This window comes from Mesorhizobium australicum WSM2073 (assembly GCF_000230995.2).
GTDB classification, from domain to species: Bacteria; Pseudomonadota; Alphaproteobacteria; order Rhizobiales; family Rhizobiaceae; genus Mesorhizobium; species Mesorhizobium australicum.
The window spans coordinates 5,191,562-5,214,883 of the sequence record NC_019973.1; the positions used below are offsets into that span (position 1 = coordinate 5,191,562).

Annotated in this window: 25 protein-coding genes; 10 read left to right on the plus strand and 15 right to left on the minus strand. The window is 63.6% G+C overall.

Annotation, left to right across the window (positions count from 1 at the left end):
- Positions 1 to 108: 108 nt before the first annotated feature.
- Positions 109 to 1,215 carry a chorismate synthase gene (gene aroC, locus MESAU_RS25020; RefSeq protein WP_015318815.1) on the minus strand — a complete coding sequence of 369 codons (1,107 nt, stop codon included), beginning with the start codon at positions 1,213 to 1,215 and terminating at the stop codon, positions 109 to 111.
- Between the two features lie 183 nt (positions 1,216 to 1,398).
- Between aroC and MESAU_RS25025 the strand changes: the two genes are divergently transcribed.
- Complete coding sequence (locus tag MESAU_RS25025; RefSeq protein WP_015318816.1) at positions 1,399 to 1,662, plus strand: DUF1344 domain-containing protein; 264 nt, start codon at positions 1,399 to 1,401, stop codon at positions 1,660 to 1,662.
- A gap of 21 nt (positions 1,663 to 1,683) precedes the next feature.
- Here MESAU_RS25025 and MESAU_RS25030 read toward each other — a convergent pair whose 3' ends face one another.
- The 4 genes from MESAU_RS25030 to MESAU_RS25045 form a co-directional block, all read right to left on the minus strand.
- Complete coding sequence (locus tag MESAU_RS25030) at positions 1,684 to 2,271, minus strand: histidine phosphatase family protein (protein WP_015318817.1); 588 nt, start codon at positions 2,269 to 2,271, stop codon at positions 1,684 to 1,686.
- Between the two features lie 52 nt (positions 2,272 to 2,323).
- A complete protein-coding gene (gene fabI, locus MESAU_RS25035; RefSeq protein WP_015318818.1) occupies positions 2,324 to 3,142 on the minus strand; it encodes an enoyl-ACP reductase FabI in 819 nt (272 codons plus the stop codon).
- Positions 3,143 to 3,247: 105 nt separating this feature from the next.
- On the minus strand, positions 3,248 to 4,180 hold the full coding sequence (locus MESAU_RS25040) for a DnaJ C-terminal domain-containing protein (RefSeq protein ID WP_015318819.1): 933 nt from the start codon (positions 4,178 to 4,180) through the stop codon (positions 3,248 to 3,250).
- A 100-nt stretch (positions 4,181 to 4,280) separates the two neighbouring features.
- Positions 4,281 to 4,742 carry an RT0821/Lpp0805 family surface protein gene (locus MESAU_RS25045; RefSeq protein WP_015318820.1) on the minus strand — a complete coding sequence of 154 codons (462 nt, stop codon included), beginning with the start codon at positions 4,740 to 4,742 and terminating at the stop codon, positions 4,281 to 4,283.
- Between MESAU_RS25045 and pdxH the strand changes: the two genes are divergently transcribed.
- Positions 4,681 to 5,400, plus strand: a complete 720-nt coding sequence (gene pdxH / locus MESAU_RS25050) for a pyridoxamine 5'-phosphate oxidase (RefSeq protein ID WP_425339439.1) — start codon at positions 4,681 to 4,683, stop codon at positions 5,398 to 5,400. The two genes, MESAU_RS25045 and pdxH, sit on opposite strands and share 62 nt — an antisense overlap.
- 8 nt (positions 5,401 to 5,408) lie before the next feature.
- On the opposite strand, the gene MESAU_RS25055 is transcribed toward pdxH, so the two are convergent.
- Both MESAU_RS25055 and MESAU_RS25060 read right to left on the minus strand, forming a co-directional pair.
- Positions 5,409 to 6,161: a crotonase/enoyl-CoA hydratase family protein gene (locus tag MESAU_RS25055; protein ID WP_015318822.1), complete on the minus strand. Its 753-nt coding sequence runs from the start codon at positions 6,159 to 6,161 to the stop codon at positions 5,409 to 5,411.
- 19 nt (positions 6,162 to 6,180) lie between these two features.
- Positions 6,181 to 7,950, minus strand: a complete 1,770-nt coding sequence (locus tag MESAU_RS25060) for an acyl-CoA dehydrogenase family protein (RefSeq protein ID WP_015318823.1) — start codon at positions 7,948 to 7,950, stop codon at positions 6,181 to 6,183.
- A gap of 211 nt (positions 7,951 to 8,161) precedes the next feature.
- Between MESAU_RS25060 and MESAU_RS31995 the strand changes: the two genes are divergently transcribed.
- Both MESAU_RS31995 and MESAU_RS25070 read left to right on the plus strand, forming a co-directional pair.
- Positions 8,162 to 8,398, plus strand: a complete 237-nt coding sequence (locus tag MESAU_RS31995) for a hypothetical protein (RefSeq protein WP_015318824.1) — start codon at positions 8,162 to 8,164, stop codon at positions 8,396 to 8,398.
- 83 nt (positions 8,399 to 8,481) lie between these two features.
- Positions 8,482 to 9,648, plus strand: a complete 1,167-nt coding sequence (locus MESAU_RS25070) for a glycoside hydrolase family 25 protein (RefSeq protein WP_015318825.1) — start codon at positions 8,482 to 8,484, stop codon at positions 9,646 to 9,648.
- A gap of 19 nt (positions 9,649 to 9,667) precedes the next feature.
- On the opposite strand, the gene purD is transcribed toward MESAU_RS25070, so the two are convergent.
- Positions 9,668 to 10,945, minus strand: coding sequence for a phosphoribosylamine--glycine ligase (gene purD / locus MESAU_RS25075; RefSeq protein ID WP_015318826.1), 1,278 nt, complete (start codon positions 10,943 to 10,945; stop codon positions 9,668 to 9,670).
- Positions 10,946 to 11,096: 151 nt separating this feature from the next.
- The gene (locus tag MESAU_RS25080; RefSeq protein WP_015318827.1) at positions 11,097 to 11,918 is read right to left on the minus strand and encodes a phytanoyl-CoA dioxygenase family protein; all 822 of its coding nucleotides are present in this window, start codon (positions 11,916 to 11,918) and stop codon (positions 11,097 to 11,099) included.
- Positions 11,919 to 12,008: 90 nt separating this feature from the next.
- Between MESAU_RS25080 and MESAU_RS25085 the strand changes: the two genes are divergently transcribed.
- Positions 12,009 to 12,920, plus strand: a complete 912-nt coding sequence (locus tag MESAU_RS25085; RefSeq protein WP_015318828.1) for a LysR family transcriptional regulator — start codon at positions 12,009 to 12,011, stop codon at positions 12,918 to 12,920.
- Between the two features lie 68 nt (positions 12,921 to 12,988).
- A complete protein-coding gene (gene ubiA / locus MESAU_RS25090) occupies positions 12,989 to 13,972 on the plus strand; it encodes a 4-hydroxybenzoate octaprenyltransferase (protein ID WP_015318829.1) in 984 nt (327 codons plus the stop codon).
- Between the two features lie 196 nt (positions 13,973 to 14,168).
- Here ubiA and MESAU_RS25095 read toward each other — a convergent pair whose 3' ends face one another.
- The 3 genes from MESAU_RS25095 to MESAU_RS25105 all read right to left on the minus strand — a co-directional run bounded on the left by MESAU_RS25095 (position 14,169) and on the right by MESAU_RS25105 (position 17,340).
- Entirely contained in the window at positions 14,169 to 14,735 is a 567-nt protein-coding gene (locus MESAU_RS25095) for a DUF6101 family protein (protein WP_041163896.1), read from the minus strand.
- Positions 14,736 to 14,925: 190 nt separating this feature from the next.
- Positions 14,926 to 16,356: an FAD-binding oxidoreductase gene (locus tag MESAU_RS25100; protein WP_015318831.1), complete on the minus strand. Its 1,431-nt coding sequence runs from the start codon at positions 16,354 to 16,356 to the stop codon at positions 14,926 to 14,928.
- Between the two features lie 9 nt (positions 16,357 to 16,365).
- Positions 16,366 to 17,340: an L-threonylcarbamoyladenylate synthase gene (locus MESAU_RS25105; protein ID WP_041163507.1), complete on the minus strand. Its 975-nt coding sequence runs from the start codon at positions 17,338 to 17,340 to the stop codon at positions 16,366 to 16,368.
- 153 nt (positions 17,341 to 17,493) lie between these two features.
- Between MESAU_RS25105 and MESAU_RS25110 the strand changes: the two genes are divergently transcribed.
- A complete protein-coding gene (locus MESAU_RS25110) occupies positions 17,494 to 17,970 on the plus strand; it encodes a hypothetical protein (RefSeq protein WP_425339440.1) in 477 nt (158 codons plus the stop codon).
- A 175-nt stretch (positions 17,971 to 18,145) separates the two neighbouring features.
- A complete protein-coding gene (locus MESAU_RS25115) occupies positions 18,146 to 18,532 on the plus strand; it encodes a hypothetical protein (protein WP_015318834.1) in 387 nt (128 codons plus the stop codon).
- Positions 18,533 to 18,603: 71 nt separating this feature from the next.
- Here the strand turns inward: MESAU_RS25115 and MESAU_RS25120 are convergent, their stop codons facing one another.
- Together MESAU_RS25120 and glyS are read right to left on the minus strand one after the other, a co-directional pair.
- On the minus strand, positions 18,604 to 18,891 hold the full coding sequence (locus MESAU_RS25120) for a hypothetical protein (protein ID WP_015318835.1): 288 nt from the start codon (positions 18,889 to 18,891) through the stop codon (positions 18,604 to 18,606).
- A 199-nt stretch (positions 18,892 to 19,090) separates the two neighbouring features.
- The gene (gene glyS / locus MESAU_RS25125; protein ID WP_015318837.1) at positions 19,091 to 21,307 is read right to left on the minus strand and encodes a glycine--tRNA ligase subunit beta; all 2,217 of its coding nucleotides are present in this window, start codon (positions 21,305 to 21,307) and stop codon (positions 19,091 to 19,093) included.
- A gap of 195 nt (positions 21,308 to 21,502) precedes the next feature.
- On the opposite strand from glyS, the gene MESAU_RS31575 reads away from it, so the two are divergent.
- Complete coding sequence (locus MESAU_RS31575; protein WP_167331130.1) at positions 21,503 to 21,679, plus strand: hypothetical protein; 177 nt, start codon at positions 21,503 to 21,505, stop codon at positions 21,677 to 21,679.
- Between the two features lie 3 nt (positions 21,680 to 21,682).
- Here MESAU_RS31575 and MESAU_RS25130 read toward each other — a convergent pair whose 3' ends face one another.
- Positions 21,683 to 22,627: a glycine--tRNA ligase subunit alpha gene (locus MESAU_RS25130; protein ID WP_015318838.1), complete on the minus strand. Its 945-nt coding sequence runs from the start codon at positions 22,625 to 22,627 to the stop codon at positions 21,683 to 21,685.
- Between the two features lie 196 nt (positions 22,628 to 22,823).
- Between MESAU_RS25130 and MESAU_RS25135 the strand changes: the two genes are divergently transcribed.
- On the plus strand, positions 22,824 to 23,285 hold the full coding sequence (locus MESAU_RS25135; RefSeq protein ID WP_015318839.1) for a GNAT family N-acetyltransferase: 462 nt from the start codon (positions 22,824 to 22,826) through the stop codon (positions 23,283 to 23,285).
- Positions 23,286 to 23,322 lie beyond the last annotated feature (37 nt).

The following is a 23,322-nucleotide window of genomic DNA, read 5'->3' on the forward strand; positions in this document are numbered from 1 at the left end:
GCAGGGCAGTAGGGGAATAGGGCAGTAAGGCAGTAGGGGAAAGGAAAATCCTGGCTGTTTCGGCTGGCTGCGTAACCTACTGCCCTACTGCCCTACTGCCCTACGGCCCTATTCCCCTCCCTTCCCCGTCTGTCCTCTGTGCCGCAGATAGTGGTCGGCAATGGCGCAGGCAACCATGGCCTCGCCGATCGGCACGGCTCGGATGCCGACGCAGGGATCGTGGCGACCCTTGGTCATCACCTCCACGTCGTTGCCGTCCTTGTCGATCGACTTCCGGGGCGTCAGGATCGACGAAGTCGGCTTCACCGCAAAACGGGCGACGATCGCCTGGCCCGTCGAGATGCCGCCCAGGATGCCGCCGGCGTTGTTGGACAGGAACACCGGCTTGCCGTCATTGCCCATGCGCATCTCGTCGGCATTCTGTTCGCCGGTGATGCGGGCGGCCTCGAAACCATTGCCGATCTCGACGCCCTTGACGGCGTTGATCGACATCAGGCCGGACGCGATGTCCTGGTCGAGCTTGGCGTAGATCGGCGCGCCGAGGCCGGCAGGCACACCGTCGGCGACGATCTCGATCACCGCGCCGACCGAGGAACCGGCCTTGCGGATGCCGTCGAGGTACCGCGTGAAAACAGGAATCGAAGCCGGATCCGGCGTGAAGAACGGGTTCTCGGCATCGCCGATGAAATTCCAGTTCCAGTTGGCGCGGTCGATGGACTTTTCGCCCATCGACACGAGCGCGCCGCGCACCACCATGCCCGGCACCACCTTGCGGGCGAGCGCGCCGGCAGCGACCCTGGCAGCGGTCTCGCGCGCCGAGGAGCGGCCGCCACCGCGATAGTCGCGCACGCCGTATTTGACGTCATAGGTGTAGTCGGCATGCCCGGGCCGGTACTGGCGGGCGATCTCGCCATAGTCCTTGGAGCGCTGGTCGACATTCTCGATCAGCATCGACACCGGCGTGCCGGTGGTGATCATCGTCTCTCCGTCCTCGTCCAAGACGAAGCCTGAGAGGATCTTCACCTCGTCCGGCTCGCGGCGCTGCGTGACGAAGCGCGACTGGCCCGGGCGGCGCTTGTCGAGTTCGGCCTGGATTTCATCGCGCGTGAAACGGATACCCGGCGGACAACCATCGACCACGCAGCCGAGCGCCGCGCCATGGCTCTCGCCCCAGGTGGTGACGCGGAAAAGATGGCCGAACGTGTTGTGAGACATGGAAAGTGCCCTGCCCGGCATCGAAACCGGCTGAAGCCAGCCTTCTATTGGCGTTTTCCACAGTGGTCAAACTGTGATCCGACGGATTTAGTTTTGACACATTCGGTTGGTTTCTGCTCTCCTCCATTCGCCGTTGAGGATCCGCCGCCACCCAGGCCGGCGCAATGACCAAAGAGGACGATGATGCGTACCCTGATTGGCGCTGTTGCCGCCACGCTGCTGCTCTCCACCGCCGCCTTTGCCGGGCAGACCGAAGGCCTGATCAAGAAGATCGACAAGGATGCGCTGACGCTGACGCTGGACGACGGCAAATCCTACAAGCTGAACGCCGAAACCGATCTCGATGCGCTGAAGCCGGGGATGGACATCGTCATTGCTTACGATGTGACTGATGGCGAAAACGTCGTCACCGACATGCAGCTGCCGGGTGACAGCGACACGAACTAGGAGTTGGCGTCACCGGCGTCCCTAAAGCCACTCCAGGCTCCTGCCTTCAAGTTTGAGCACGCGATCCTGCGGTATCTCCAGGTTCGCGGCCTCGTCCTCGGGCATGTCAAGCACGAAGCGAAACAGGGTGCGCATGACGCCCCCGTGCGTCACGCAAATCGTCTGCCCCCGAAGTTCACCGAAGCATGGCTTCACCCGTTCGAGCAGCATCTGGTAACTCTCCGCGCCTTCACCTGGCGGCTGAAAATTCCACTTGTCCAGCGCGCGGGATCGGCTCGCGCCGGGCGACTGCCTCTCAAGCTCGGCGAAGGTAAAACTCTGCCAATCGCCGAAATTGACTTCAATCAGTCTGATATCGGTTCGATAGGCGAGCGGATCGAGCCTCATGGCGGCGCGGATGCGTTCCATCGTTTCGCGCGTGCGTCTCATCGGACTGGCGACGAAGTCGAATTCCTGGGGAGCGCCGACGAGTTCGGCCAGCCGATGCCCGTTTGCGCTCGCCTGTTCGCGGCCGAGAGCATTGAGATCGGTATCGGCCTGGCCCTGAAGCCGGAACTCGGCATTCCACGCGGTCTGGCCGTGGCGCACGATATAAACCAGCGGGTACATCAGCTCTTCCGGAGATCGGGCCAGGGCCTGGAAGGAGGAAAGGCGGGGAGACCTAATCCTTGACCGTCGAAATATCTGGAGCGTCGACCGCTTTCATGCCGACGACGTGGTAGCCGGAATCGACATGGTGCACTTCGCCGGTGACGCCACGCGACAGGTCGGACAGGAAATAGACGCCGGAATCGCCGACCTCTTCCTGCGTGACCGTCTGCTTCAGCGGCGAATTGTATTCGTTCCACTTCAGGATGTAGCGGAAGTCGCCGATGCCGGAGGCGGCAAGCGTCTTGATCGGGCCGGCCGAGATGGCATTGACACGAATTTTCTTGGCGCCAAGGTCGACAGCGAGATAACGCACGCTGGCCTCCAGTGCCGCCTTGGCGACGCCCATGACGTTATAGTGCGGCATGACCTTCTCGGCGCCGTAATAGGTCAGCGTCAGCAGCGAACCACCCTCGGTCATCAGCGCTTCGGCGCGCTTGGCGATGGTGGTGAAGGAATAGACCGAAATGTCCATGGTGCGCAGGAAATTGTCGCGCGTCGTCTCGACATAGCGGCCGGTCAGTTCGTCCTTATCGGAAAAGGCAATGGCGTGCACGAGGAAGTCGAGCTTGCCCCAATGCTTGGCGACATTGGCGAAGACCTCGTCCAGGCTCGCCGGATCGGTTACGTCGCAATGGCCGGCGACAAAGGCGCCCAGTTCCGCCGCCAGCGGCTCGACGCGCTTCTTGAAGGCTTCGCCCTGATAGGTCAGCGCTATCTCGGCGCCGTGATCGACGCAGGCTTTGGCAATGCCATAAGCGATCGACCTGTTGTTGGCGACGCCAAGAATCAGGCCGCGCTTGCCGGCCATCAGGCCCTGTCCACCCGCCATATGCGTGTTCTCCGCAAGATATCTGCTTTGTGGAGTGCCTATCGCACAGGCATACAGCCCCTTCAAGCGTTCAAAGCGGACAGTTCGGGGGACAAAAGCTCTCGATCAGCCTTTTTGGCCGCGCAACAGCGATTCCAGCGCGCTGTCGCCGCCTTCCGGCAGCATGATGCGCACATGGGCATAGAGATCGCCATGGCCCCCGGCCTTCTCCGGCAAGCCCCTGCCCTTGAGCCGCAGGACCTTGTCCGAGCTCGACCAGGCGGGAACGTTGACCGCAAGCCTGCCTGTCGGCGTCTCGACCGGCACCTTGGCGCCCAGCACCGCATCGGCCAGCGAAACCGGCAGGTCGGCGTGCAGGTCACGGCCTTCGATGCGGTAACGTGGATGCCGGCGGATATGGATCTTGACCAGTGCGTCGCCGGGTTGGCCCGGTCCCTGCTCGCCCTGGCCCTTCAGCCGGATGGTCTGGCCATCCTCGACATAGGCCGGCAGCTTGACCGCAACCTTGCGGCCATCCGGGAACATCGCCGTCACCTTCTCGGCATTGGCCGCTTCCTCGATGGTGACGTCGAGCGTGACGTTCAGGTCGGCTGCTGTCGCCGTCTGGCGGCGGTCGCCCGCGCCTGGCCCGCGCGCGCCTGAAAAGGCATCGCCGAAGATCTGGCTGAAGATATCGCTATTGCCGTCGAACGGATCGCCGCCCGGACGGCCCGAGCGGAACTCGAATCGCGAGCCTCCGGCGCCCTGTTGCTGGCGGCGGAACCCGGCAAAGGGGTCGCCACCGCCCGCCGCGCCTTCAAAACCCTGGAAACGCGGCTTGCCGTCGGCGTCGATCTCGCCACGATCGAAAGCCGCACGGTTCTTCTCGTCGCCGATGACCTCATAGGCCTGATTGGCCGCGGCAAAACGGTCCTTCGCCTTGGGATCATTCGGATTCTGGTCCGGATGATGCTTCTTGGCGAGTTTCCGGTACGCCGATTTTATGTCCTTGGCCGATGCGTTCTTTGCAACGCCCAGCACCTCATAGGGGTCGCGCATGCTTCCTGCCCTGGAAATGAGTTGAGTCCATACTTGCCCCCTATATGCGCTCGCATAGGAAGAAATTCCAGTAGCGGACCTTCATATCAACGGCGGAAAATCAGAGTGCCTTGAAGCCCTGCATGCGCCAGCCGCCGGCACCGGCAAGACAGAGTTCGCCCTGGAACATGGCAACGCCGTCAAAGCTTTCGCGCGAAACCTTGAAGCGGCGGCAGGTCTGGCCGCTGTCCTTCAATTCCGCCAGTTCGGTGATGGAGCCGCGCGACCCGGTGCCGGTGTTCGCCCACGGCACCGCCTGGCCGCCGAGTTGCTCGATATCGGCGGACGATACCGCATTGCCGATCGTCGTCTGGTCGGAGTCGCGATCCGAATCGGCCGGCTTGGGCGAAGCCGATGTGCTGCTGGTCAGGATCGAGCGGTCGACTTCGGCCTTCTCCAGGCTGAAGCCACCTGCACCGCAGGCCGCGAGCGGCAGGGCGACTGCCACGATCGCCGCTTTCGTGCTGGCTGAAGCGATAACGCCCCATTGCCTGCTGTCAAAAGCTTGCGCGATACGCGACAATCGGCAACCTCCCTGGTCTCGTGACAATTTGAGAAAAACTATGAGTGACACAGAGTTAACAAGCAGTGACTTTACCGAGGCGGGCGAGCCGTTTCGCCTCTTTGCCGCATGGCTGGACGACGCTACCAAGAGCGAAATCAACGATGCCAATGGCGTGGCATTGGCGACCGTCGATGCCGAGGGCATGCCGGACGTAAGAATGGTGCTGCTCAAGGGGTTCGATGAAAGCGGCTTTGTGTTCTACACGAATTTCGAGAGCGCCAAGGGCCAGGAGATTCTTGGCAGCATGAAGGCGGCGATGTGTTTCCATTGGAAATCGCTGCGCCGCCAGGTGCGCATTCGCGGTCCGGTGGAGCTCGTCAGCGATGCGGAAGCCGACAGCTATTACGCCACGCGGCCACGCGGCAGCCGCATCGGCGCCTGGGCGTCGAAGCAATCGCGCCCGCTGGAAAGCCGCTTCGCGCTGGAAAAGGCGGTCGCAGAATACACGGCGCGTTATGCCATCGGCGAAATCCCGCGGCCGAAACATTGGTCGGGCTTCCGGATCGTGCCGAAGACGATCGAATTCTGGCACGACCGGCCGTTCCGGCTGCATGACCGCGTGGTCTTTTCACGCAACGCGGCAGGCGGCTGGGACAAGGCCAGGCTCTATCCCTGAAAAAACCTTCAGCCCTTTTTCCTGGTCATGAATGCCGTGAGAGCGGCGCGCGCCTCGTCGGATTTCAGCCGCTCGCGGAAATGCTCGCTCTCTATCCCGATGCGGGCAACCAGATCGTCGCGTGAGCCACGCATCAGGTCGCGCGCGATCTTGAGCGCTTGCGGTGGCTTGGCCGCGATCTGGCCGGCCGCTGCAAGCACCGAAGCCTCCAGCCCACCTTCCTCGACCACCTCGTAGATCAGCCCGGCGGCCTTCGCGCGCTCGGCCGAAAAGCCCTCACCGAGACCGAGCAGGGCGAAAGCACCCTGCTGGCCCAGGATGCGGGGCGCCAAAAGGCTCGACCCTGCCTCGGGCACGAGGCCGAGATCGACGAAGGGGGTCCGAAACACGGTGCGCGGAGTGGCGAAAGTCAGGTCGCAGTGCAGGTTGATCGTGGTGCCGATGCCGACCGCGATACCGTCGACGCCGGACACGATGGGCTTTTCGACCCCGGCCAGGGCGATCAGGAAATCCCAGACTTCGGTGCCGCCATCGCCGCCCGTGGCCACGACCATGAAATCGGCAAGGTCGTTGCCGGAGGAAAAGGCGCCCGGCACGCCGAAAAAGACATGAACGCGGACCGCCGGATCGGCGTCGCCTTCGGCTAGGGCCGCCGACATTTTCGCATACATGGCACGCGTCAGCGCGTTCTTCTTGTCCGGCCGGTTCATGCGGATGATCTGGATGGCGCCCTGGCGGTCGACGAGGATGTGGTCTGTCACGGTGTTTTCCTTGTGAAGGTCAGGCGGAAATCAGTGCCTCGGCGGCAGCAGCCAGGCTGACGGCGCCATCGATGACGCGCTCCTTCAAAGCGCTGGCTTCGCCAAGCAGGTTCTCGGCGAAGAAGCGGCAAAGCGCGATGCGGCCCTGGTCGGCAAGAGCGGCCCGCGCCAGATAAGCGCCGCCGGCGGCAAGCGAGATCAGCCGGAGATACGGTGTCGCGCCAGCCAGCGCCTCCTCCGTCCGGCCCTCGGCCGACAATTTCTGCAGGAAACGCGTCGCTTGCGTCAAATCGGAGAGCGCCTGATCGAGAGTGTCGGCGGTGCGGCCAAAACCTTCGAGGTTCGACGTTCGCACGGCATTGGCGATACCGGCCAGTTCGTCGATGTAGCCATGCACATGCTCGCCGCCACCGAGCGGCAGTTTTCGGGTCACCAGATCGATCGCCTGGATGCCGTTGGTGCCTTCATAGATCGGCGCGATGCGCGCGTCGCGATAGTACGCGGCCGCACCCGTTTCCTCGATGAAGCCCATGCCGCCATGCACCTGGACGCCAAGCGAGGCAACTTCCACGCCGACATCGGTCGAAAACGCCTTGGCGAGCGGAGTCAGCAAATTTGCACGGTCGCGCCAATGCGCCGCCTCGTCGCCAGACGAGGCACGCGCCATGTCGATAGCGTGGGCACAGGAATAGCTGATCGCCCGCGCCGTCTGTGTCAGCGCCTTCATGGTCAGGAGATTGCGCTGCACGTCGGGGTGATGGACGATCGGCGCCATGCCGGCGCCGGCGTAATCCGCCGCCTTGCCCTGGCGGCGTTCATTGGAATAGGCAATCGCCTTCTGGGTCGCTGCTTCCGCGACCGCGACGCCCTGCATCCCGACAGCAAGGCGGGCATTGTTCATCATGGTGAACATGCAGGCGAGGCCTTTGTTCTCCTCGCCGATCAGCCAGCCGATGGCGCCAGGCCTGGCGCCCTGAAAACCATCGCCATAGATCATGGTGCAGGTCGGCGAGGCATGGATGCCGAGCTTGTGCTCGAGGCCGGAACAGAAGACGTCGTTGCGCGCACCGAGCGAGCCATCGTCGCCGACCAGGAATTTCGGCACCAGGAACAGCGAGATGCCACGCGTTCCGGCCGGCGCATCGGGAAGCCGCGCCAGTACCAGATGGATGATGTTGTCGGTGAAATCGTGCTCGCCGTAAGTGATGAATATCTTCTGGCCGAAGAGGCGGTAGGTGCCGTCGCCGGCGGGCTCGGCGCGGGCGCGCAAGGCGGCGAGGTCCGATCCGGCCTGCGGCTCGGTCAGGTTCATGGTGCCCATCCATTCGCCGGAGACGAGCTTTGCCAGATATGTCGCCTTGAGTTCCTCGGAAGCGTGCTTGTCGAGCGCCTCGACCGCGCCCATGGTCAGCGTCGGGCCGATGCCGAAGGCCATGGCGGCGGAGTTCCACATTTCGAGTGCGGCGACGCCGAGCATGGTCGGCAGCGCCTGGCCGCCATACTCTTCCGGCCCGGAGAGCGCATTCCAGCCGCCTTCGATCCAGCGGCGATAGAGTTCCTTCCACCCCGGCGGGGTGGTGACCGCGCCATCGCCGAGCACGGCGCCATGCTCGTCGCCGATTTTATAAAGGGGGGCCACCTCCTCGGAGGCGAAACGGCCCGCCTCGCCGAGGACGGCGTCGACCAGATCCTCGCTGAGGTCTCCGAACGCTCCCGTGTCGATGGCGGATTTCATGCCGGCCACATGCTTCAGGGTGAACGCGATATCCTCGACCGGTGCCCGATACATGCCGCTCGATCCTCCCTTATGCATCGGCCTCGCCGACCCTAGGGCCAGTGCCGCCGCAAAACCATCCGCCTTTGGGCGGTCTCCCATCGCCTTTTTACGTAAACGTCAAATTTTGTCACGCTGATTTTGCAATCAGGCGGGGCTGTATTAAATTCGACAGATAGCCGGACCAAATCGACCGGCGACGGAAAACCAGCGACCGAACATTCCCATGCTTGCCAGACCTGACGCCTATCGCTGCATCGAATGCGGTTTGCCCTATCGAGCAACGGGGTTTTCCTATTATCACGGGGAGCTGGCAAACGGCGCCGCCTATTGGTCGGATCGCGGCATATTGTGCTCGCCGCGGTGCTCGCTTGCCCACCACCGCAAACGCGCCGCCGAAGGTACGCTGCAACAGGAGCCCGCGCCCGACCCGTTCGAAGTTCAACCGTTCAGCCGGCGTTAGCTTTTCCCGTACCAGGGTCCGAGAAGCATTTCCTTAACCATAGCGGTTCAGGATTTGCCTTTGATCAACGGGGATTCCCTGTTTTGAAAAGGACGGCGCGCCTCCTTTGCCGCACGGCGCTTCTCGCTTTCGCGGCAGCGATTGTGCTGGGCACGACGGCAAAGGCTTCGGACTTCTCCGAGCCGTGGAAGAGCGCTGACCGCGCGCTCGTCATCGACGCCTACGAATACAACTCCATCGATTGGGCCCAGCTTGCCACCGACAAGCGCATCGTCGCCTTCATCAACAAGGCTTCCGACGGCATGCCGCCGCCCTATTTCTGTTTCGGCGGCGAGACTGACGTGAAACTGTGCAAGGCACTGTGGAAACGCCACGCGGTGACGCGCGAATTGTTCCAGACACGCAGGGTCGTGGCCAAGGCGCTCGGCATGAAATGGGGCGCCTATCATCTCGCCCGTCCCGGCAATCCGGTCGAACAGGCCAACAATTTCCTCGATTTCGCCGACCCCGCACCGGACGACCTCATGGCCCTCGACATCGAGGGCATCGATCCCTCGCAATGGATGTCGCTCGACGATGCCGAGGAGTTCGCCCGCCAGGTGCATCGGCGCATCGGCCGCTTCCCGGTGCTCTACACCAACGGCAAGACCGCCCAATATATCGCCGACAACCGCTACAAATACCGGCTCTTGTCGCGGCTGCCGCTTTGGTACGCGCGCTATAAGCCTGACATCGACGTGCATTTTCCGATGGGCAACTGGCAGGGCTACGCGCTCTGGCAGTTCTCGGCGCAGGCCAATTGCGGCCGCTTCCGTTGCCCCTACAGGGTTGCCGGCACACCCGACAACATCGACGTCAACGTGGCGCCCACGGATGCCGTCACTCTGCGCCAGCAATGGCCTTTCGGTGGCCTGATCGACGTGCCTGCCGATTATCTTGCCAGCGTACCAGTGCCGCTCTCGCGGGAAGCCGCGCTCGCCGGCAAGGCCACCATCATTTATGCCGATGTGGCGACGCCGCCGACCTTCGAGGAAATAGTCGCCGTGCTTGGTTCGCGCTGGTCAAAATTTCGCGACGGGTTCCGCATGCCAGTCGTGAAGACGGTGCCGCGACGGCCGGGGTTCGGCATTGTCCAATATGTGGCCTGGAAGCGGGGCGGGCAGCGTTCCCCCGAACAGCTTGACGCCGCCTTTGCCGCGGCCGACCCGGTCAGCACCGCTTCGACAACCCTCGACCGAGGTCAGCAATAGCCGCCACCCGGTCGGAGCTTCAGCCGGCCTGCTCGCGCGCCACGGCCTGCCAGCCTATGTCGCGGCGGCAAAACCCGTCCGGCCAGTCGATGCGGTCGAGGGCGGCATAGGCCCGCGCCTGCGCCTCTCCGACCGTGGCGCCGCTCGCCGTGACATTGAGCACACGGCCGCCGTTGGCGACCAGCGCACCGCCATTGATTGCGGTGCCGGCATGGAAAATCTGGACGCCTTCACCGGCGGCGTCCTCGACGCCGCGGATGACGGAGCCTTTCTCCGGTGTGCCGGGATAGCCCCTGGCCGCCATCACGACGGTCAGCGCCGCCTCGTCACGCCAGCGCACCGACATATGCGCGAGCTGGCCATCGGTCGCGGCATTGAGCAGCACCAGCAGGTCATCCCTGAGCCGCATCACCAGCACCTGGCATTCCGGATCGCCGAAGCGGGTGTTGTATTCGATCAGCTTCGGCCCGCTTTCCGTGATCATCAGTCCGGCGAACAGAATCCCGGCGAAAGGCGCGCCAAGCTCGGCCATGCCGCGCATCGTCGGCTCGATGATCTCGCGCATGGTGCGCTCGATCATGTCAGGCGTCATTACCGGGGCCGGCGAATAGGCGCCCATGCCGCCGGTGTTGGGACCGACGTCGCCGTCACCGACGCGCTTGTGGTCCTGCGCGGTGCCGAAGGGAAGCGCCGTGGTGCCGTCGCAGAGGCAGAAGAAACTCGCCTCCTCGCCGGTCATGAATTCCTCGACCACCACCTCCGCGCCGGCAGCACCAAAGGACCCGTCAAAGCAGGAAGCGAGTGCCGCCCGTGCCTCGTCCATCGTCATGGCGACGGTGACACCCTTGCCGGCTGCGAGCCCGTCGGCCTTGATGACGATCGGCGCGCCCGTCTTCTCGACATAGGCCTTGGCCGAGGCCAGGTCGCCGAACCGGCCATAGGCGGCGGTCGGAATGTTGTACCGGGCGCAGAGGTCCTTGGTGAAACCCTTCGAACCTTCCAGCCGCGCGGCGGCCTTCGAAGGCCCGAAGACGCGGATGTTTTCGGCGCGCAGATCATCGGCGATGCCGGCGACGAGCGGCCCTTCCGGGCCGACCACGACGAGATCGATTTTCTTCTCCCGGCAGAAGGCAACGACCGCGGCATGATCGGTGATATCAAGCTTCACCAGTTCGGCCTCGCCGCCGATGCCCGGATTGCCGGGGGCCGCGTAGAGCTTGGTCAGCAGCGGCGAAGCGGCGATCTTCCAGGCCAGCGCATGTTCGCGGCCGCCGGAGCCGAGAAGAAGAACGTTCATGGCCACCTCTTGATGCCGCCTATCCCATAGAGAAAACAACCCGCTATTGCTCTCTGGGCGACGGGTCAAGGCATCAGGGTGGATTGCGCACGGGAACGTTATCCCTGTCGAATAGGGCGCCGGCCACCACCGCCCCTATTCCGGCGCTCGTTCAGCCCTGAAAGACCACCGGAAACCAATCCTCGCGCAGCTTCTGTCCCGGCTGCATGCCATGGCCGTGATAGGGCGGCGAGGTGCGGCCCGGTCGCTCGACATAATGGGCATCGTCGCCGACCCAGCGCAGCGACAACGCCCGGCGCCGGGCCGCGGTCATATTGCCGCGCGCGCCGTGTGCCGTCCTGAAGTCGAACAGGATGGCGTCGCCCGGCTCCATCTCCCATTCGATAACTTTCATCGACGGATCGGTGTCGGGATCGGGCACCGGACGATAATCGCCCTCGGCCGCGTAAAAATTGCCGTCGTCCAGCCAGCGCACCGGCAGGATCATCTTGTCCCATCTGTGCGAGCCGGCGATCAGGCGCAGCGTCGCTTCCTTCACCGGATCGATGGGGATCCAGAAGCTCACCGTCTGCTGGCCGTCGACAAAATAATAGGGGATGTCCTGGTGCCACGGCGTCGGTTTCTGCGTACCGGGCTCCTTGACCAGCACATGGTCGTGGAAGAACTGCGCGGTGCGCGACTGCATCACCGCGGCCGCCAGTCGCGCCGCCGGCGAATTGCGCACGACATCGACGAATTCAGGGATACGCTCCCAGTTGCAGTAGTCGTCGAAGAAGCTGCCCTTGCCGCCAGCGATGTCGGACGCGGTGGCGCTGCGGCTCCGCATGTTGCGCTCGATGCCGGCGGCAATCGTGTCGACCCAGCCCTTGAAGGCGCCGCGGATACAGACCGCGCCGTCACGCTGGTAGTCGGCAATTGTCTGCGCATCGATGATTTCGGTGACGATTGGCTGCGTGGCGGTTTGGGAAGCCATGGTGTCCTCCTCTCAGGATCGAGGCCACTATCGCAATGTCCTCTCATTCAGTAAAATAATAACTTCTCATCTGACACATAGGTTTTGACTATGAGCCTTACGCTCACGCAACTCCGCTATCTCATCGCCGTCGCCCGCCATGGCAGCGTCACCGGCGCGGCGCGAGCGATCAACATTTCGCAGCCGTCGGTTTCAGTGGCCATCGACACCATCGAAAGGGATTTCGGCCAGAAACTATTCGTACGCCAGCGGGGAAGCGGCGTTTCGCTGACCTCGTTCGGCCGTGTCGTGGTAACGAAGGCAAAGCAGGTTCTTGCCGAGACTGACGAACTCATGAGCCTGGGGGCGGGCAATTCAGCCATCGGTGGGGAGCTGGTGCTCGGCTGCTTCGAGGATCTGGCGCCCTTTTTCGCGCCGGGCCTTATCCGCGCCTTCTCCGAACGTCATCCAGCGGTCGCGGTTGTCGTCCGTGACGAGACGTTCGAGACGCTTGGGCGACGCCTGGCGGACGCCACAGTCGACCTCGGCCTCAGCTACGATCTCGGCCTGCCGTCGCATTTCGCCCGCATCCTGCTGCACGAGCTTCGGCCGCATGCGCTGCTGCCGGCGGGCCATGCACTGGCGGGCCACCCCGAGGTCAGCCTGGCGGATCTGGCCGCCTACCCGCTGATCACGACCGACCAGCCGCATAGCTGGCAGCATATGCTCGACCTGTTCCGCGGCCGTGGCCTGTCGCCGGTGGCCGACATGCGAACAAGTTCGTTCGAACTCCAGCGCAGCATGGTGGCCAACGGCTTCGGCGTCGCGGTCAGCTATACCCGCCCGCATGGCGACCGCAGCTATGACGGCTTGCGCCTCGTCTGCAAACCGCTGTCGGATCCGCTGCCCATGCAGCGCATCATTCTCACCCACGATACGCATCAGCGCGTGTCGAATGCGGCGCTGGCTTTCATCGCGGTGGCGAAAGTCTGGTTTTCCACACGCGACATCTTCGCGTCGTGACGGTTGGCGGGCCGCCGCTCCTCCGCTTGCCGCTTGACGGTTTCCGCCACTGCTGCCACTCCATGCCAATGGAACCTGTCCAGTCAAAAGCGGCCCAGGGTCGCGTCGCCGATGCGCCGAACCGCCATTGGGTCTATCGCGTGCTGCCGCGCGCGATCTGGCCCTATGCGCAGCTGGCGCGGTGGGACAGGCCGATCGGCTGGCAATTGCTTTTGTGGCCATGCTGGTGGTCGGCCGCACTTGCGGCGAGCGCCTATCCGCGCCCAGGCGACCCGCTGCTCTCGCTGCTGCCGGCGCCCTTGTACCTCGTGCTCTTCCTGATTGGCGCCATCGCCATGCGTGGCGCCGGGTGCACCTATAACGACATTGTCGACCAGGACATCGATAACCAGGTCGAACGCACCAGCTCACGCCCGCTACCGTCCGGTCAGACCACGCGCCGGCGGGCCTGGCTGTTTCTTGTCCTGCAGGCCCTGGTCGGCCTGGCGGTTCTCCTGCAGTTCAACAGCTTTGCCATTCTGCTCGGCGTCTGCTCGCTGGCGATCGTCGCCGTCTATCCATTCATGAAGCGGATAACCAACTGGCCGCAACTGTTTCTCGGCCTCGCCTTTTCCTGGGGCGCGCTGATGGGGTGGGCGGTCGAGTTCGGTGATCTCGATGGCCCCGCCATCATGCTCTATATCGGTTCGATCCTGTGGGTGATCGGCTATGACACGATCTATGCCCACCAGGACAAGGAAGACGACGCCATTGTCGGCGTGCGTTCGACCGCGCGGCTGTTCGGCGACAACACCAAGGCATGGCTCGCGGGGCTCTATGGCGGTACGCTGATCTGCTTCGCCATCGCCTTCGCCTCGGCGCAAGCCCCGGTGGTGGCACTGGCGGGATTGATCGCCGCCGGCGCCCACATGGCGCGGCAGATCGCGGTTCTGGATATCGACGATCCAGACCAGTGCCTGCGGCTGTTTCGGTCGAACAACCAGGTCGGCTGGCTGATTTTCCTCGGCCTCATCGGCGGCGCGCTGTGGGTGACGCTGAAGCCGCTGGTGTAGCGGCTTATCCTTCTCCCCGTCTCTATACGAAGAGAAGGTGGCGGCAGCCGGATGAGGGGCAGCGCCGACCTTTGGAGGCGAGGCGAGGGTTCATCGACGAACCAGCGCACACGCAATTAAGGCCAAAATCATGCCAGCGCTGCCTCTCATCGCCCTGCCGGGCACTTCTCCCCGTATAGTGACGGGGAGAAGAACGCTAGTCTCTTGAAATGATCTCCTCGCCGCCGATCACCAGCCTGAGGCCGAGGTCACCGGCTCTGCGGCGGGCAAGGAAGCGGGGGCGGCGCATATTGGAAACGCGGCCCTTGCGGCGCTCCCGCGGCGGCAATGTCTTGATGGCGGCGCCGAGCGATTCTTCCAGGGTGCGGGCGACGCCATCGGATTCGATCAGCAGCATCGGCAGACGGTAGGCGTCGGCCCAGGCGCGCCAGTCGGCGGCGACGTCTTCGAGATCGTCGGCCACCAGCAGCGGCACCGACAGCATCGGATCGTTGTGCAGGAGTTCCAGGGTCACCGTGACATTGCCTTCCGGATCCTCCATCGCACGGGCGGCGACGCCGCGAAATGCATTGGCGGGCAGCACGATGATCGCCGGCAGGCCGCTCATCTCGAGCAGGCGGCGGATCACGGCGCCGCGCTGGTCGATGGTGAAGGTTACGTCGCCATAATCGTCGCGCGTGGCATAGCTCACCACCTGCGGCAGGCGGAATGGGTCGAGACGCATGTTGCGTCCCGCCCAGACTGGCTTCAGTCCAGTGTTCACGTTCATAGAGCGCCTTCCTGTCTGTCTCCTGAGAGCCGGTGTCCGGTTCTCTCCGGGCCAGTTTTCCCGGCCTCGTTATGGGGAAACAGTAGCGCCGGCTCCTTACCGCCGCGCTTAAGAAAGTCGGTTAAATTTTGCTGATCTCAGGGATGGTTATCGGAATGCCACCAGCCACAGGATGTTGAAAGGATCAGATAACCTTACCAGGATTCATGATGCCCGCCGGATCGAAGGCAGCCTTTACCCGGCGCATCAGATCGATGGCCATCGGCGGCGCGGTGGCGATCAGTTCGTCGCGCTTCAACTGACCGATGCCGTGCTCGGCCGAGATCGAACCGTGCAGGCTGCGCACCACGTCATGCACGGCCTTGTTCATCGCATGATAGAGCGCCAGGAACGCCTCGTCGTCGCCATCGACGGGCCGTGAAATGTTATAATGGAGGTTGCCGTCTCCCATATGGCCGAAACAGACCACGCGGGCGCCGGCGCTCACTGACGCCACGGCGCCGGCGGCCTCCCTTATGAAGCGCGGTATCGATGCGATCGGCACCGAAATGTCGTGCTTGATCGAAGCGCCTTCCGGCTTTTGTGCCTCGGGCAACAGCTCGCGAAAATCCCAGAAGGCATCGCCCTGCCCGAGGCTGGCGGCGATGACGGCATCGCCGACGAATTCCTGCTCTAGACCCGCCGAAAGCACATCCTCGATCAGCGCCCGAGAATCCTCCGCCGAGCGGCCGGACGATATCTGCATCAGCACGTACCAGGGCCAGTCTTCGGCCAGCGGCCGCACGACGCCCTGGGCGTGCGCAAGGGTAAAGTCATACGGGCGCTTGCCGATCAGTTCGAAGGCCGTGAGTGCGGCCCCGGCGCGGTCCATGGCCAGGCTGAACAGGGAAAGGGCGGCTTCGGGCGACGACAGGCCGACGAAGGCGACGTCCGTCCCCTTCGGCTTCGGGAACAGTTTGAGCACGGCGGCGGTGATGACACCGAGCGTGCCTTCGGCGCCGACGAACAGGTTCTTCAGGTCGTAGCCGGTGTTGTCCTTCTTCAGTTTGCGCAAATCGTCGAACACCTCGCCGGTCGGCAGCACCACCTCGACGCCGAGGCACAGTTCGCGCGCATTGCCATAGGCCAGCACGCCGGTGCCGCCGGCATTGGACGACAGGTTGCCGCCGATCTGGCAGGAGCCTTGCGCGGCGAGCGACAGCGGAAACAGCCGGTCGGCGGCATCGGCCGCTTCCTGCAAGGTCTGCAGGATGACACCGGCCTCGACCGTGACCGTATTGGACAGCACATCGATCTCGCGGACGCGGTTCAGCCGCGATAGCGACAGGACGATCTCGCGACCGGATCTGTCCGGCACCTGCGCGCCGACCAGCCCGGTGTTGCCGCTTTGCGGCACGATCGGCGTTCCGGTCTCTGTCGCCAGCCGCATGATCCGGCTGACCTCGTCGACGCTGCCCGGCCGCAGCACCAGGGACGTCGCGCCGTGCCAGAGGCCGCGTCGCTCGATCAGATAAGGCGCGATGTCCTGCTGGTCGCGCAGCGCATATTTGTCGCCGACGATCGCCGCGAAACGATCGATGAGGGCGGGATCGAGTGTCTTTGCGGTTGCGGTCATCTGGGAAAACTACGTTGTGGGCTGTGCGTTGTCACGAGGAGCGGCGGCACGGGAGAGCCGGTCGTTGATGGCCTCGCCGAGCCCGTCAAAGGGAATTGGCTCGACGGCGATAATCCGCGCGCCGCTACGGTCCAAATCCTGCATGTAGGCAAAGAGATTGCTTGCCGCTTCACGCAGGTCACCTGACAGCGAGAGGTTGAGGAAAGCGGTCGCGCCGCGCCAGCCTTCCGCGCGCTGGTCGCCGAAGGCAAGCAACGCTTCTCCTTCACCAACCGTGCCGGCATTGAGCCGAACAGCCGCGCCCGGTGCGTAGTGCGAGGCAAGCATGCCCGGCGCCTCGACGCCGGCAATGCCGCCGCGCAGCAGCTCCATGCGGATGGCCGCCTCGATCTCGTCGGCGGCAATGCCGCCGGGCCGAAGCAGGCGCAACCTTTCGCCTTCGGCCTTGACGATGGTCGATTCCAGCCCGACCGGCGTGGCGCCACCATCGACCACCAGTTTGATGCGCCCGCCTAAATCCGCAGCCACCGCCTGCGCCGTCGTCGCGCTGATCTTGCCGGATGAGTTGGCGCTGGGCGCGGCAAGCGGTCGGCCAAGCCTGGCGATCAGGTCGCCGCCAAAACCTCTCGGCATGCGCACGGCGATCGTGTCGAGCCCGGCCGTGACCAGCGGATGAATGCCGTTGCCGGGGCGCTGTGGCAGTACCAGCGTCAGCGGACCCGGCCAGAAGGCAAGCGCGAGCTTCCTGGACAGCGGATCGAACGAGGCGATGCGCTCGGCCATCGCCATGTCGGCGACATGGGCGATCAGCGGATTGAAACGCGGCCGCCCCTTGGCTTCGAAAATGCGCGCCACGCCAATGCCGTTGGTGGCATCGCCGGCAAGCCCGTAGACGGTTTCCGTCGGGATGGCGACGACATCGCCGCCCAGGAGCAGCGCCAACGCCGGTTCCATCGCTTCGCCGACGGCAAGTATTTCAGCCACTCTCGTCACCTCGCGGATGCCGGCTGCGTAATACGATGGGGCCGCCGGGGCAAGCGGGCATTGGCAATTCATCAATTCCTAAAATGCTATCTTTCCACGAAAGCCGGCATCAATCGCCGAGTACTATCGTGCGGCTTCTGGGCAATGGGAGCTATGTCGGTGTCTGTTCGTATCTGGGGAGCGCTTGCCATCACTTTGGCCTCAATGGGTGGCGGGGCTAAGGCCTCGTCGCTGGTCTTTCCCGGTGCGCCGGCCTCGACACCCTCCATCCTTGCGCTGAAGGCGGCCGACGGCAAGGCGAGCGATGTTGTGTCCGTCGTTGTGCTTGGCGAGCCTGACGTCACCTACGAAAAGGTCGCGGCAATCCCCGGCAAGGCCGAGGCGAGGCACTCCTTCGCGCAGAGCCCGATGATCATTAGGGGCGGCGTCGTCGGCGGCGCTTTCTCGACACCCATGCAGGCCAAGGCGCCGGCCGCGGCAACGGCCCCAGCCACCCCAACCGCCCCCGCCACGGCGACGGCCTCGGCAGCCCCCGCGCCGGCAGCGCACGGGAAAGCAGCGGCACCGGCGGCAGCCGCGCCGCCTCCGCCAGCCCACCAGCCTGCTTCAGGAGCCGGCAAGGTCAAGTAGCGACCACGCAAACCGGACGGGCAAAATGCGCAGCGGCTTGACGGCGGTCTGGCGTCCTGCGCACCACTGTCCGGCGAATTTCTTCTAGAGTATCTTGCTGGCGGCCCTGCGGCTGATTTTCGCCAAGTGGCTCCAGCGGACGCAATTGCATCGTTCAAGGCAGAGGGGGTTGCTCATGAAAAATTCGAAGACCGTTACCGTGGCAGGGCTTCTGTTGGCGTCATTGCTTGGTGGCGTGGCCCAAGCGGACGACATGCTGGGATCCTATGTCGCGCGCATTTCTGATCGCGACCACCAGGCGAGCGACGGCTATGCGCTGGATGGCGCCGCGCAGATGGTGCGGCAAGACCGTGCCAACTGGCACAAATTCCATCGCCGCGACGGCGACGACGAGGGCGACGCCTGGTTCAGGACCAACGACCAGCGCGCCGACCTGCAGCGCATGCTGGAGCGCCCCGGCGCGATGAGTTCCTCGACCAAGCGCGCCATCGTCAATGGCGAGCCGCTGATCCAGGTCGACGTCTATGAAAACAGCGTGCGCGTCAGCATCCTGGAGAACTGATCAAATCAATTTGGGAAGACGGCGGAAGGGCGGCGCGAAAGCGCCGCCCTCGAGAATCTGTTACCTGAAAATCAGGCTGCTTCTTCCTTGTCGTCGTCGTCTTCGGACTCGCCGTCTTCGGATTCTTCGGCGTCATCGCCTTCGGCCTTCACGGTGTCATCGGCGTCGTCTTCGTCAGACTCTTCGCCGTCTTCATCGTCGCCTTCCTCGTCATCGCCATCTCCGTCTTCGTCAGACAGATCAGCGGCTTCGACCGTGATCGCAGCGGCGTGATCGAGGGCGGTTTCGGAAGCGGATTCAAGCGGCTCGGCAGGAGCCGAGGTTTCTTCTGTCACTTCGATTTCGTGATCGGAATTCATGGAAGCCTCCGTTGGGATGGGGAACACGCCCCTTTTGCCACGGAGAGATCATCGTCATATGACTGTAAGCCGGCTCGAAGGGCCGGCCGGAACATATTTTTCCCGGGGCCTGCGGCCCCCGCTATCCCTGCGTGATCTCAGGACAAACGGAAACCGTTTGTCCGAGAAAATCGATGCCGACTTTTCGGCAAAGTGCTTCTCAACCAGCGATTTTCGAGAAATCCGCGACCTGACCGGTAGCCGTGCGAATGCGCGCGAGCAGCGCCAGTCGGTTGGCACGCACGGACAGGTCCTCATCATTCACGAGAACATGCTCAAAGAATGAATCAACGGGTTCACGCAACACGCTAAGCGCCAGCATGGCAGCCGAAAAGTCTTGGTTTTGAATCGCTTCGCCGGCTTGCTTCTCGGCCTGATTCACCGCGGCAAACAGCGACTTCTCCGCATTTTGCCGGAACAACGCCGGCTCGACGGTTTCGGCGACCGCCGTTTTCTTCTTCTCCTCGGCCGCCAGGATGTTGGCCGCCCGCTTGGTGCCGGCGAGCAGGTTCTTGCCATCCTCGCTGTCGAGGAAGGAGCCGAGCGCTTCGACGCGGCGCACGATCTGCAGGAGGTCGTCGGACTGCGGCGTTATCACCGCGTCGATCAGGTCATGGCGCGCGCCCTGGTCGCGGAGGTAGACTTTCAGGCGGTCGCGGAAGAAGGCGAGGAGGTCGATCACCTCGGCCCCAACCTGCCTTCCTTTGAATTCCCGCATCCCTCGCCCAATAGCTCCGCCACGAGGACGCTGCATCGATTGGTGGACAAAGAGAACATGAGATTCTGCTAGTTCGGCGATGCTCAATTGAATTCTATTCTCAATAAGAATTCTCACTACCCCAAGTGCAGCCCTTCGCAGTGCATAAGGATCCTTAGATCCAGTCGGCTTCTCGTCGATTTCCCAAAATCCGACCAGCGTATCGAGCTTGTCTGCAACCGCAACGGCCACAGATACCGGATCAGTCGGCACCCGGTCTGACGGTCCTTGCGGCTTGTAGTGCTCCTCGATGGCCGCGGCTACGGATGGATGCTCGCCCTGCAGCAGCGCATATTTGCGGCCCATCGCCCCCTGCAGTTCGGGAAACTCGCCGACCACTTCGGTGGTGAGATCGGCCTTGGCGAGAACCGCCGCACGGCCCGCGAGCGTGGGATCGGCGCCAACGACCGGCGCCAATTCTTCCGCCAATCGCTTGATGCGCCCCACCCGCTCGCCCTGCGTGCCAAGCTTGGCATGGAAGGTCACATTGAGATGGTCGAGCCGCGCCATGCGCTGGTCGAGCGGCTTTTTCAGATCGAGCCCGAACTTCTCGGCCGATGCCTGGAGTTGGTCAAGGTCCGGCAAATCGCCCTGGTCGGTAGTCCAGAAATAAAGCGCGTCGGACAGGCGAGCGCTCACCACCTTGCCGTTGCCGTGAGCGATCTCCTTGCCGCCATCCTTCGCTTCGATGTTGGCGGTGAGGATGAAGCGGTTGGAGAGCGTATCGCTTTCCCCCTGCGGCCGCGTGACAAAGCATTTCTGGTTGGCGCGGATCGTCAGGCGGATCACCTCGGCCGGAATGGCAAGGAAAGCCTCTTCGAACTCGCCCATCAGCACGACGGGCCATTCGACCAGCCCCGACACTTCCTCAAGCAAGCCCTCGTCCTCGACCAGGTCGAGCCCGTTGGCGAAGGCGAGGTTGCGGGCGTCGGCGAGGATGATCTCCTTGCGACGGTCGGCGTCGAGCACGACCTTCCCCGCCTCCAGCTTGCCCACATAATCGTCGAAGCGGCGCACGGTGATTTCGCCGGGCGCGAGGAAACGGTGGCCGTAGGTGATGTTGCCCGAACGGATGCCGTCGATCTCGAAATCGACCACCACCGGCTCCTCGGTCTCGGGGCCGAAGGTGCACAGGATCGACTGCAGCGGGCGCACCCAGCGCAGCGAGCCCGGCTTGGCCGAGGCCGATCCCCAGCGCATCGACTTCGGCCACGGAAAATCGCGGATAATGTCAGGCACCAGTCCAGCGATGATCTCTTCGGCCGCCCTGCCCGGCTTCGAAATGTGGGCGACGTAGAAGTCGCCCTTCTTCGGGTCAGAATGGACATGCGCCTCGGCGATCGAAGACAGGCCGGCCTTGCGCAGGAAGCCCTGGACCGCCTGTTCTGGCGCCGATGTCGACGGCCCCTTGATATCCTCGTGAATGTCTTTGGAGCGTGCGGTGAGCCCGCGTATATCGAGCGTCAGGCGCCGGGGCGTCCAATACTCACGCGCCGCCTCATAGGTGAGACCCGCCTCGATCAGACCGTCGGTCAGCATCTTCTTCAAATCGCCCGCCGCCTTGCGCTGCATGCGGGCAGGAATTTCCTCGGAACGAAGTTCAAGAAGCAGGTCAGGCATCGGGGTCAGCTCATGCGGGAGAGTGGTCCGGGCGGGGCATAGCAACTCGGCTGGCCGCTGTCACCCTTTCCATAAATTTCAATAGGCCTGTCGGGACGAGCCGAACCCGCCCGTCCTTGGATCAAAGATTTCCATGAACCGAAAGCTGCGCTGAAGCGACCCACGCTCAGGCAGGGAACTATTGGCTGAACGACGATGAAAACGGCATCCAGACTTCTTCAGATCCTTGCGCTCAGCGCCTGCTTCACCGCGCAGGCCCACGGCGCCTTCTCGATGCCGGGCGTGCGGCAGGCGCTACGGACAATGGCTGGCCAGAGCGGCCAGGTCTTGCCGCCGATCCATGCTTCCCTCGGAGTGATCGAGGACGCTTGAGGCTCAGGCCGCCAATCCACCGGCCTGCGTCTTCAAGAACGCCTCGCCGCAGGCCTTCGCCAGATTGCGCACGCGCAGGATGTAGCTCTGGCGCTCGGTGACAGAGATCACGCCACGCGCGTCCAGCAAATTGAAGACATGGCTGGCCTTGATGCACTGGTCATAGGCCGGGAAGACCATCTTGTGCATCGGCAGATTGTCGTTCGAGGCCGGCGCGCCGGCCTCGAGCAGAGCCTTGCACTCGGCCTCGGCGTCCTCGAAATGCCTGAGCAGCATCGCCGTGTTGGCGTATTCGAAATTGTGGCGGGAATATTCCTGCTCGGCCTGCAGGAAGACATCGCCATAGGTCACCTTGTCGGCGCCCTCGCGGCCGTTGAAGTTGAGGTCGTAGACATTGTCGACGTCCTGCACATACATGGCCAGGCGCTCCAGGCCGTAGGTGAGTTCCCCCGCCACCGGCGCGCATTCGATGCCGCAGACCTGCTGGAAATAGGTGAACTGCGACACCTCCATGCCGTCGCACCAGCATTCCCAGCCAAGCCCCCAGGCGCCCAACGTCGGGCTTTCCCAATCGTCCTCGACGAAACGTATGTCGTGCAGCAACGGGTCGACGCCGATTGCCGCCAGCGAGCCGAGATAGAGCTCCTGCAGATTGGGCGGATTGGGCTTCAGGATCACCTGGTACTGGTAGTAGTGCTGCAGCCGGTTCGGATTCTCGCCATAGCGGCCGTCCTTGGGACGGCGCGAAGGCTGGACGTAGGCGGCGTTCCAGCCCTTGGGACCTAGCGCGCGCAGCGTCGTTGCCGGATGAAAGGTGCCGGCGCCGACCTCCATGTCATAGGGCTGGAGGATAACGCAGCCATAAGCCGCCCAGTAATTGTGCAAAGTGAGGATCAGCCCCTGGAACGAGCGGCTGGGATGCATATGGGCTGGGATTTCAATCGTCACGGTGGCCTCGGCGACACAGGCTAGCTTGCGGCCACGTCCTAGAGACACGGCGGCGAAGCGTCAAGCAAGGCGCGCGCCCGCGACCTTTGCAGGACCGGTCGAAAGCTTTGCGAGCGGCTGGCCCATTGCCGGACGTGGCGACCTGCGCTCTCTTCGAAGCCCTGTATCACCCATGTCAACGACGACAGGTCAAGCCATGTCCAACCCCGTCACCATCCGCCCCGTCACGCGCCAGGATTTCGACCGATGGCTGCCGCTGTGGGACGGCTATAACGCATTCTATGGCCGTTCGGGCGAGACGGCGCTGGCAAGCGACATCACGGCAATGACGTGGTCCCGCTTCTTCGACGCCTATGAGCCAGTGCATGCGCTGGTCGCGGAAAACGAAGGCGAGTTGCTTGGCCTCGTCCACTACCTGTTCCACCGCAGCACGACGGCGATCGCACCAAACTGCTATCTGCAGGATCTTTTCACCAACGAAGCCTCGCGCGGCAAAGGCGTCGGCCGGGCGCTGATCGAAGGCGTCTACGAGCGCGCCCAGGTGGCCGGTTCCGGCCGAGTATACTGGCTGACGCATGAAACCAATCACGCGGCGATGAAGCTTTATGACAAGGTCGGCGAACGCTCTGGCTTCGTCGTCTATCGAAAGATGTTCTGAGCGCGTCGGCAGGCGTTTTGAGCGGACGGATCTCAAA

Coding starts and splice junctions, on each gene's coding strand:
- aroC (WP_015318815.1), bottom strand. CDS start 1,215: ATGTCTCACAACACGTTCGGCCATCTTTTCCGCGTCACCACCTGGGGC.
- MESAU_RS25025 (WP_015318816.1), top strand. CDS start 1,399: ATGCGTACCCTGATTGGCGCTGTTGCCGCCACGCTGCTGCTCTCCACC.
- MESAU_RS25030 (WP_015318817.1), bottom strand. CDS start 2,271: ATGTACCCGCTGGTTTATATCGTGCGCCACGGCCAGACCGCGTGGAAT.
- fabI (WP_015318818.1), bottom strand. CDS start 3,142: ATGGCGGGTGGACAGGGCCTGATGGCCGGCAAGCGCGGCCTGATTCTT.
- MESAU_RS25040 (WP_015318819.1), bottom strand. CDS start 4,180: ATGCGCGACCCCTATGAGGTGCTGGGCGTTGCAAAGAACGCATCGGCC.
- MESAU_RS25060 (WP_015318823.1), bottom strand. CDS start 7,950: ATGTATCGGGCACCGGTCGAGGATATCGCGTTCACCCTGAAGCATGTG.
- MESAU_RS31995 (WP_015318824.1), top strand. CDS start 8,162: ATGCTTGCCAGACCTGACGCCTATCGCTGCATCGAATGCGGTTTGCCC.
- purD (WP_015318826.1), bottom strand. CDS start 10,945: ATGAACGTTCTTCTTCTCGGCTCCGGCGGCCGCGAACATGCGCTGGCC.
- MESAU_RS25080 (WP_015318827.1), bottom strand. CDS start 11,918: ATGGCTTCCCAAACCGCCACGCAGCCAATCGTCACCGAAATCATCGAT.
- MESAU_RS25085 (WP_015318828.1), top strand. CDS start 12,009: ATGAGCCTTACGCTCACGCAACTCCGCTATCTCATCGCCGTCGCCCGC.
- ubiA (WP_015318829.1), top strand. CDS start 12,989: ATGGAACCTGTCCAGTCAAAAGCGGCCCAGGGTCGCGTCGCCGATGCG.
- MESAU_RS25100 (WP_015318831.1), bottom strand. CDS start 16,356: ATGACCGCAACCGCAAAGACACTCGATCCCGCCCTCATCGATCGTTTC.
- MESAU_RS25110 (WP_425339440.1), top strand. CDS start 17,494: ATGTCGGTGTCTGTTCGTATCTGGGGAGCGCTTGCCATCACTTTGGCC.
- MESAU_RS25115 (WP_015318834.1), top strand. CDS start 18,146: ATGAAAAATTCGAAGACCGTTACCGTGGCAGGGCTTCTGTTGGCGTCA.
- MESAU_RS25120 (WP_015318835.1), bottom strand. CDS start 18,891: ATGAATTCCGATCACGAAATCGAAGTGACAGAAGAAACCTCGGCTCCT.
- glyS (WP_015318837.1), bottom strand. CDS start 21,307: ATGCCTGACCTGCTTCTTGAACTTCGTTCCGAGGAAATTCCTGCCCGC.
- MESAU_RS31575 (WP_167331130.1), top strand. CDS start 21,503: ATGAAAACGGCATCCAGACTTCTTCAGATCCTTGCGCTCAGCGCCTGC.
- MESAU_RS25135 (WP_015318839.1), top strand. CDS start 22,824: ATGTCCAACCCCGTCACCATCCGCCCCGTCACGCGCCAGGATTTCGAC.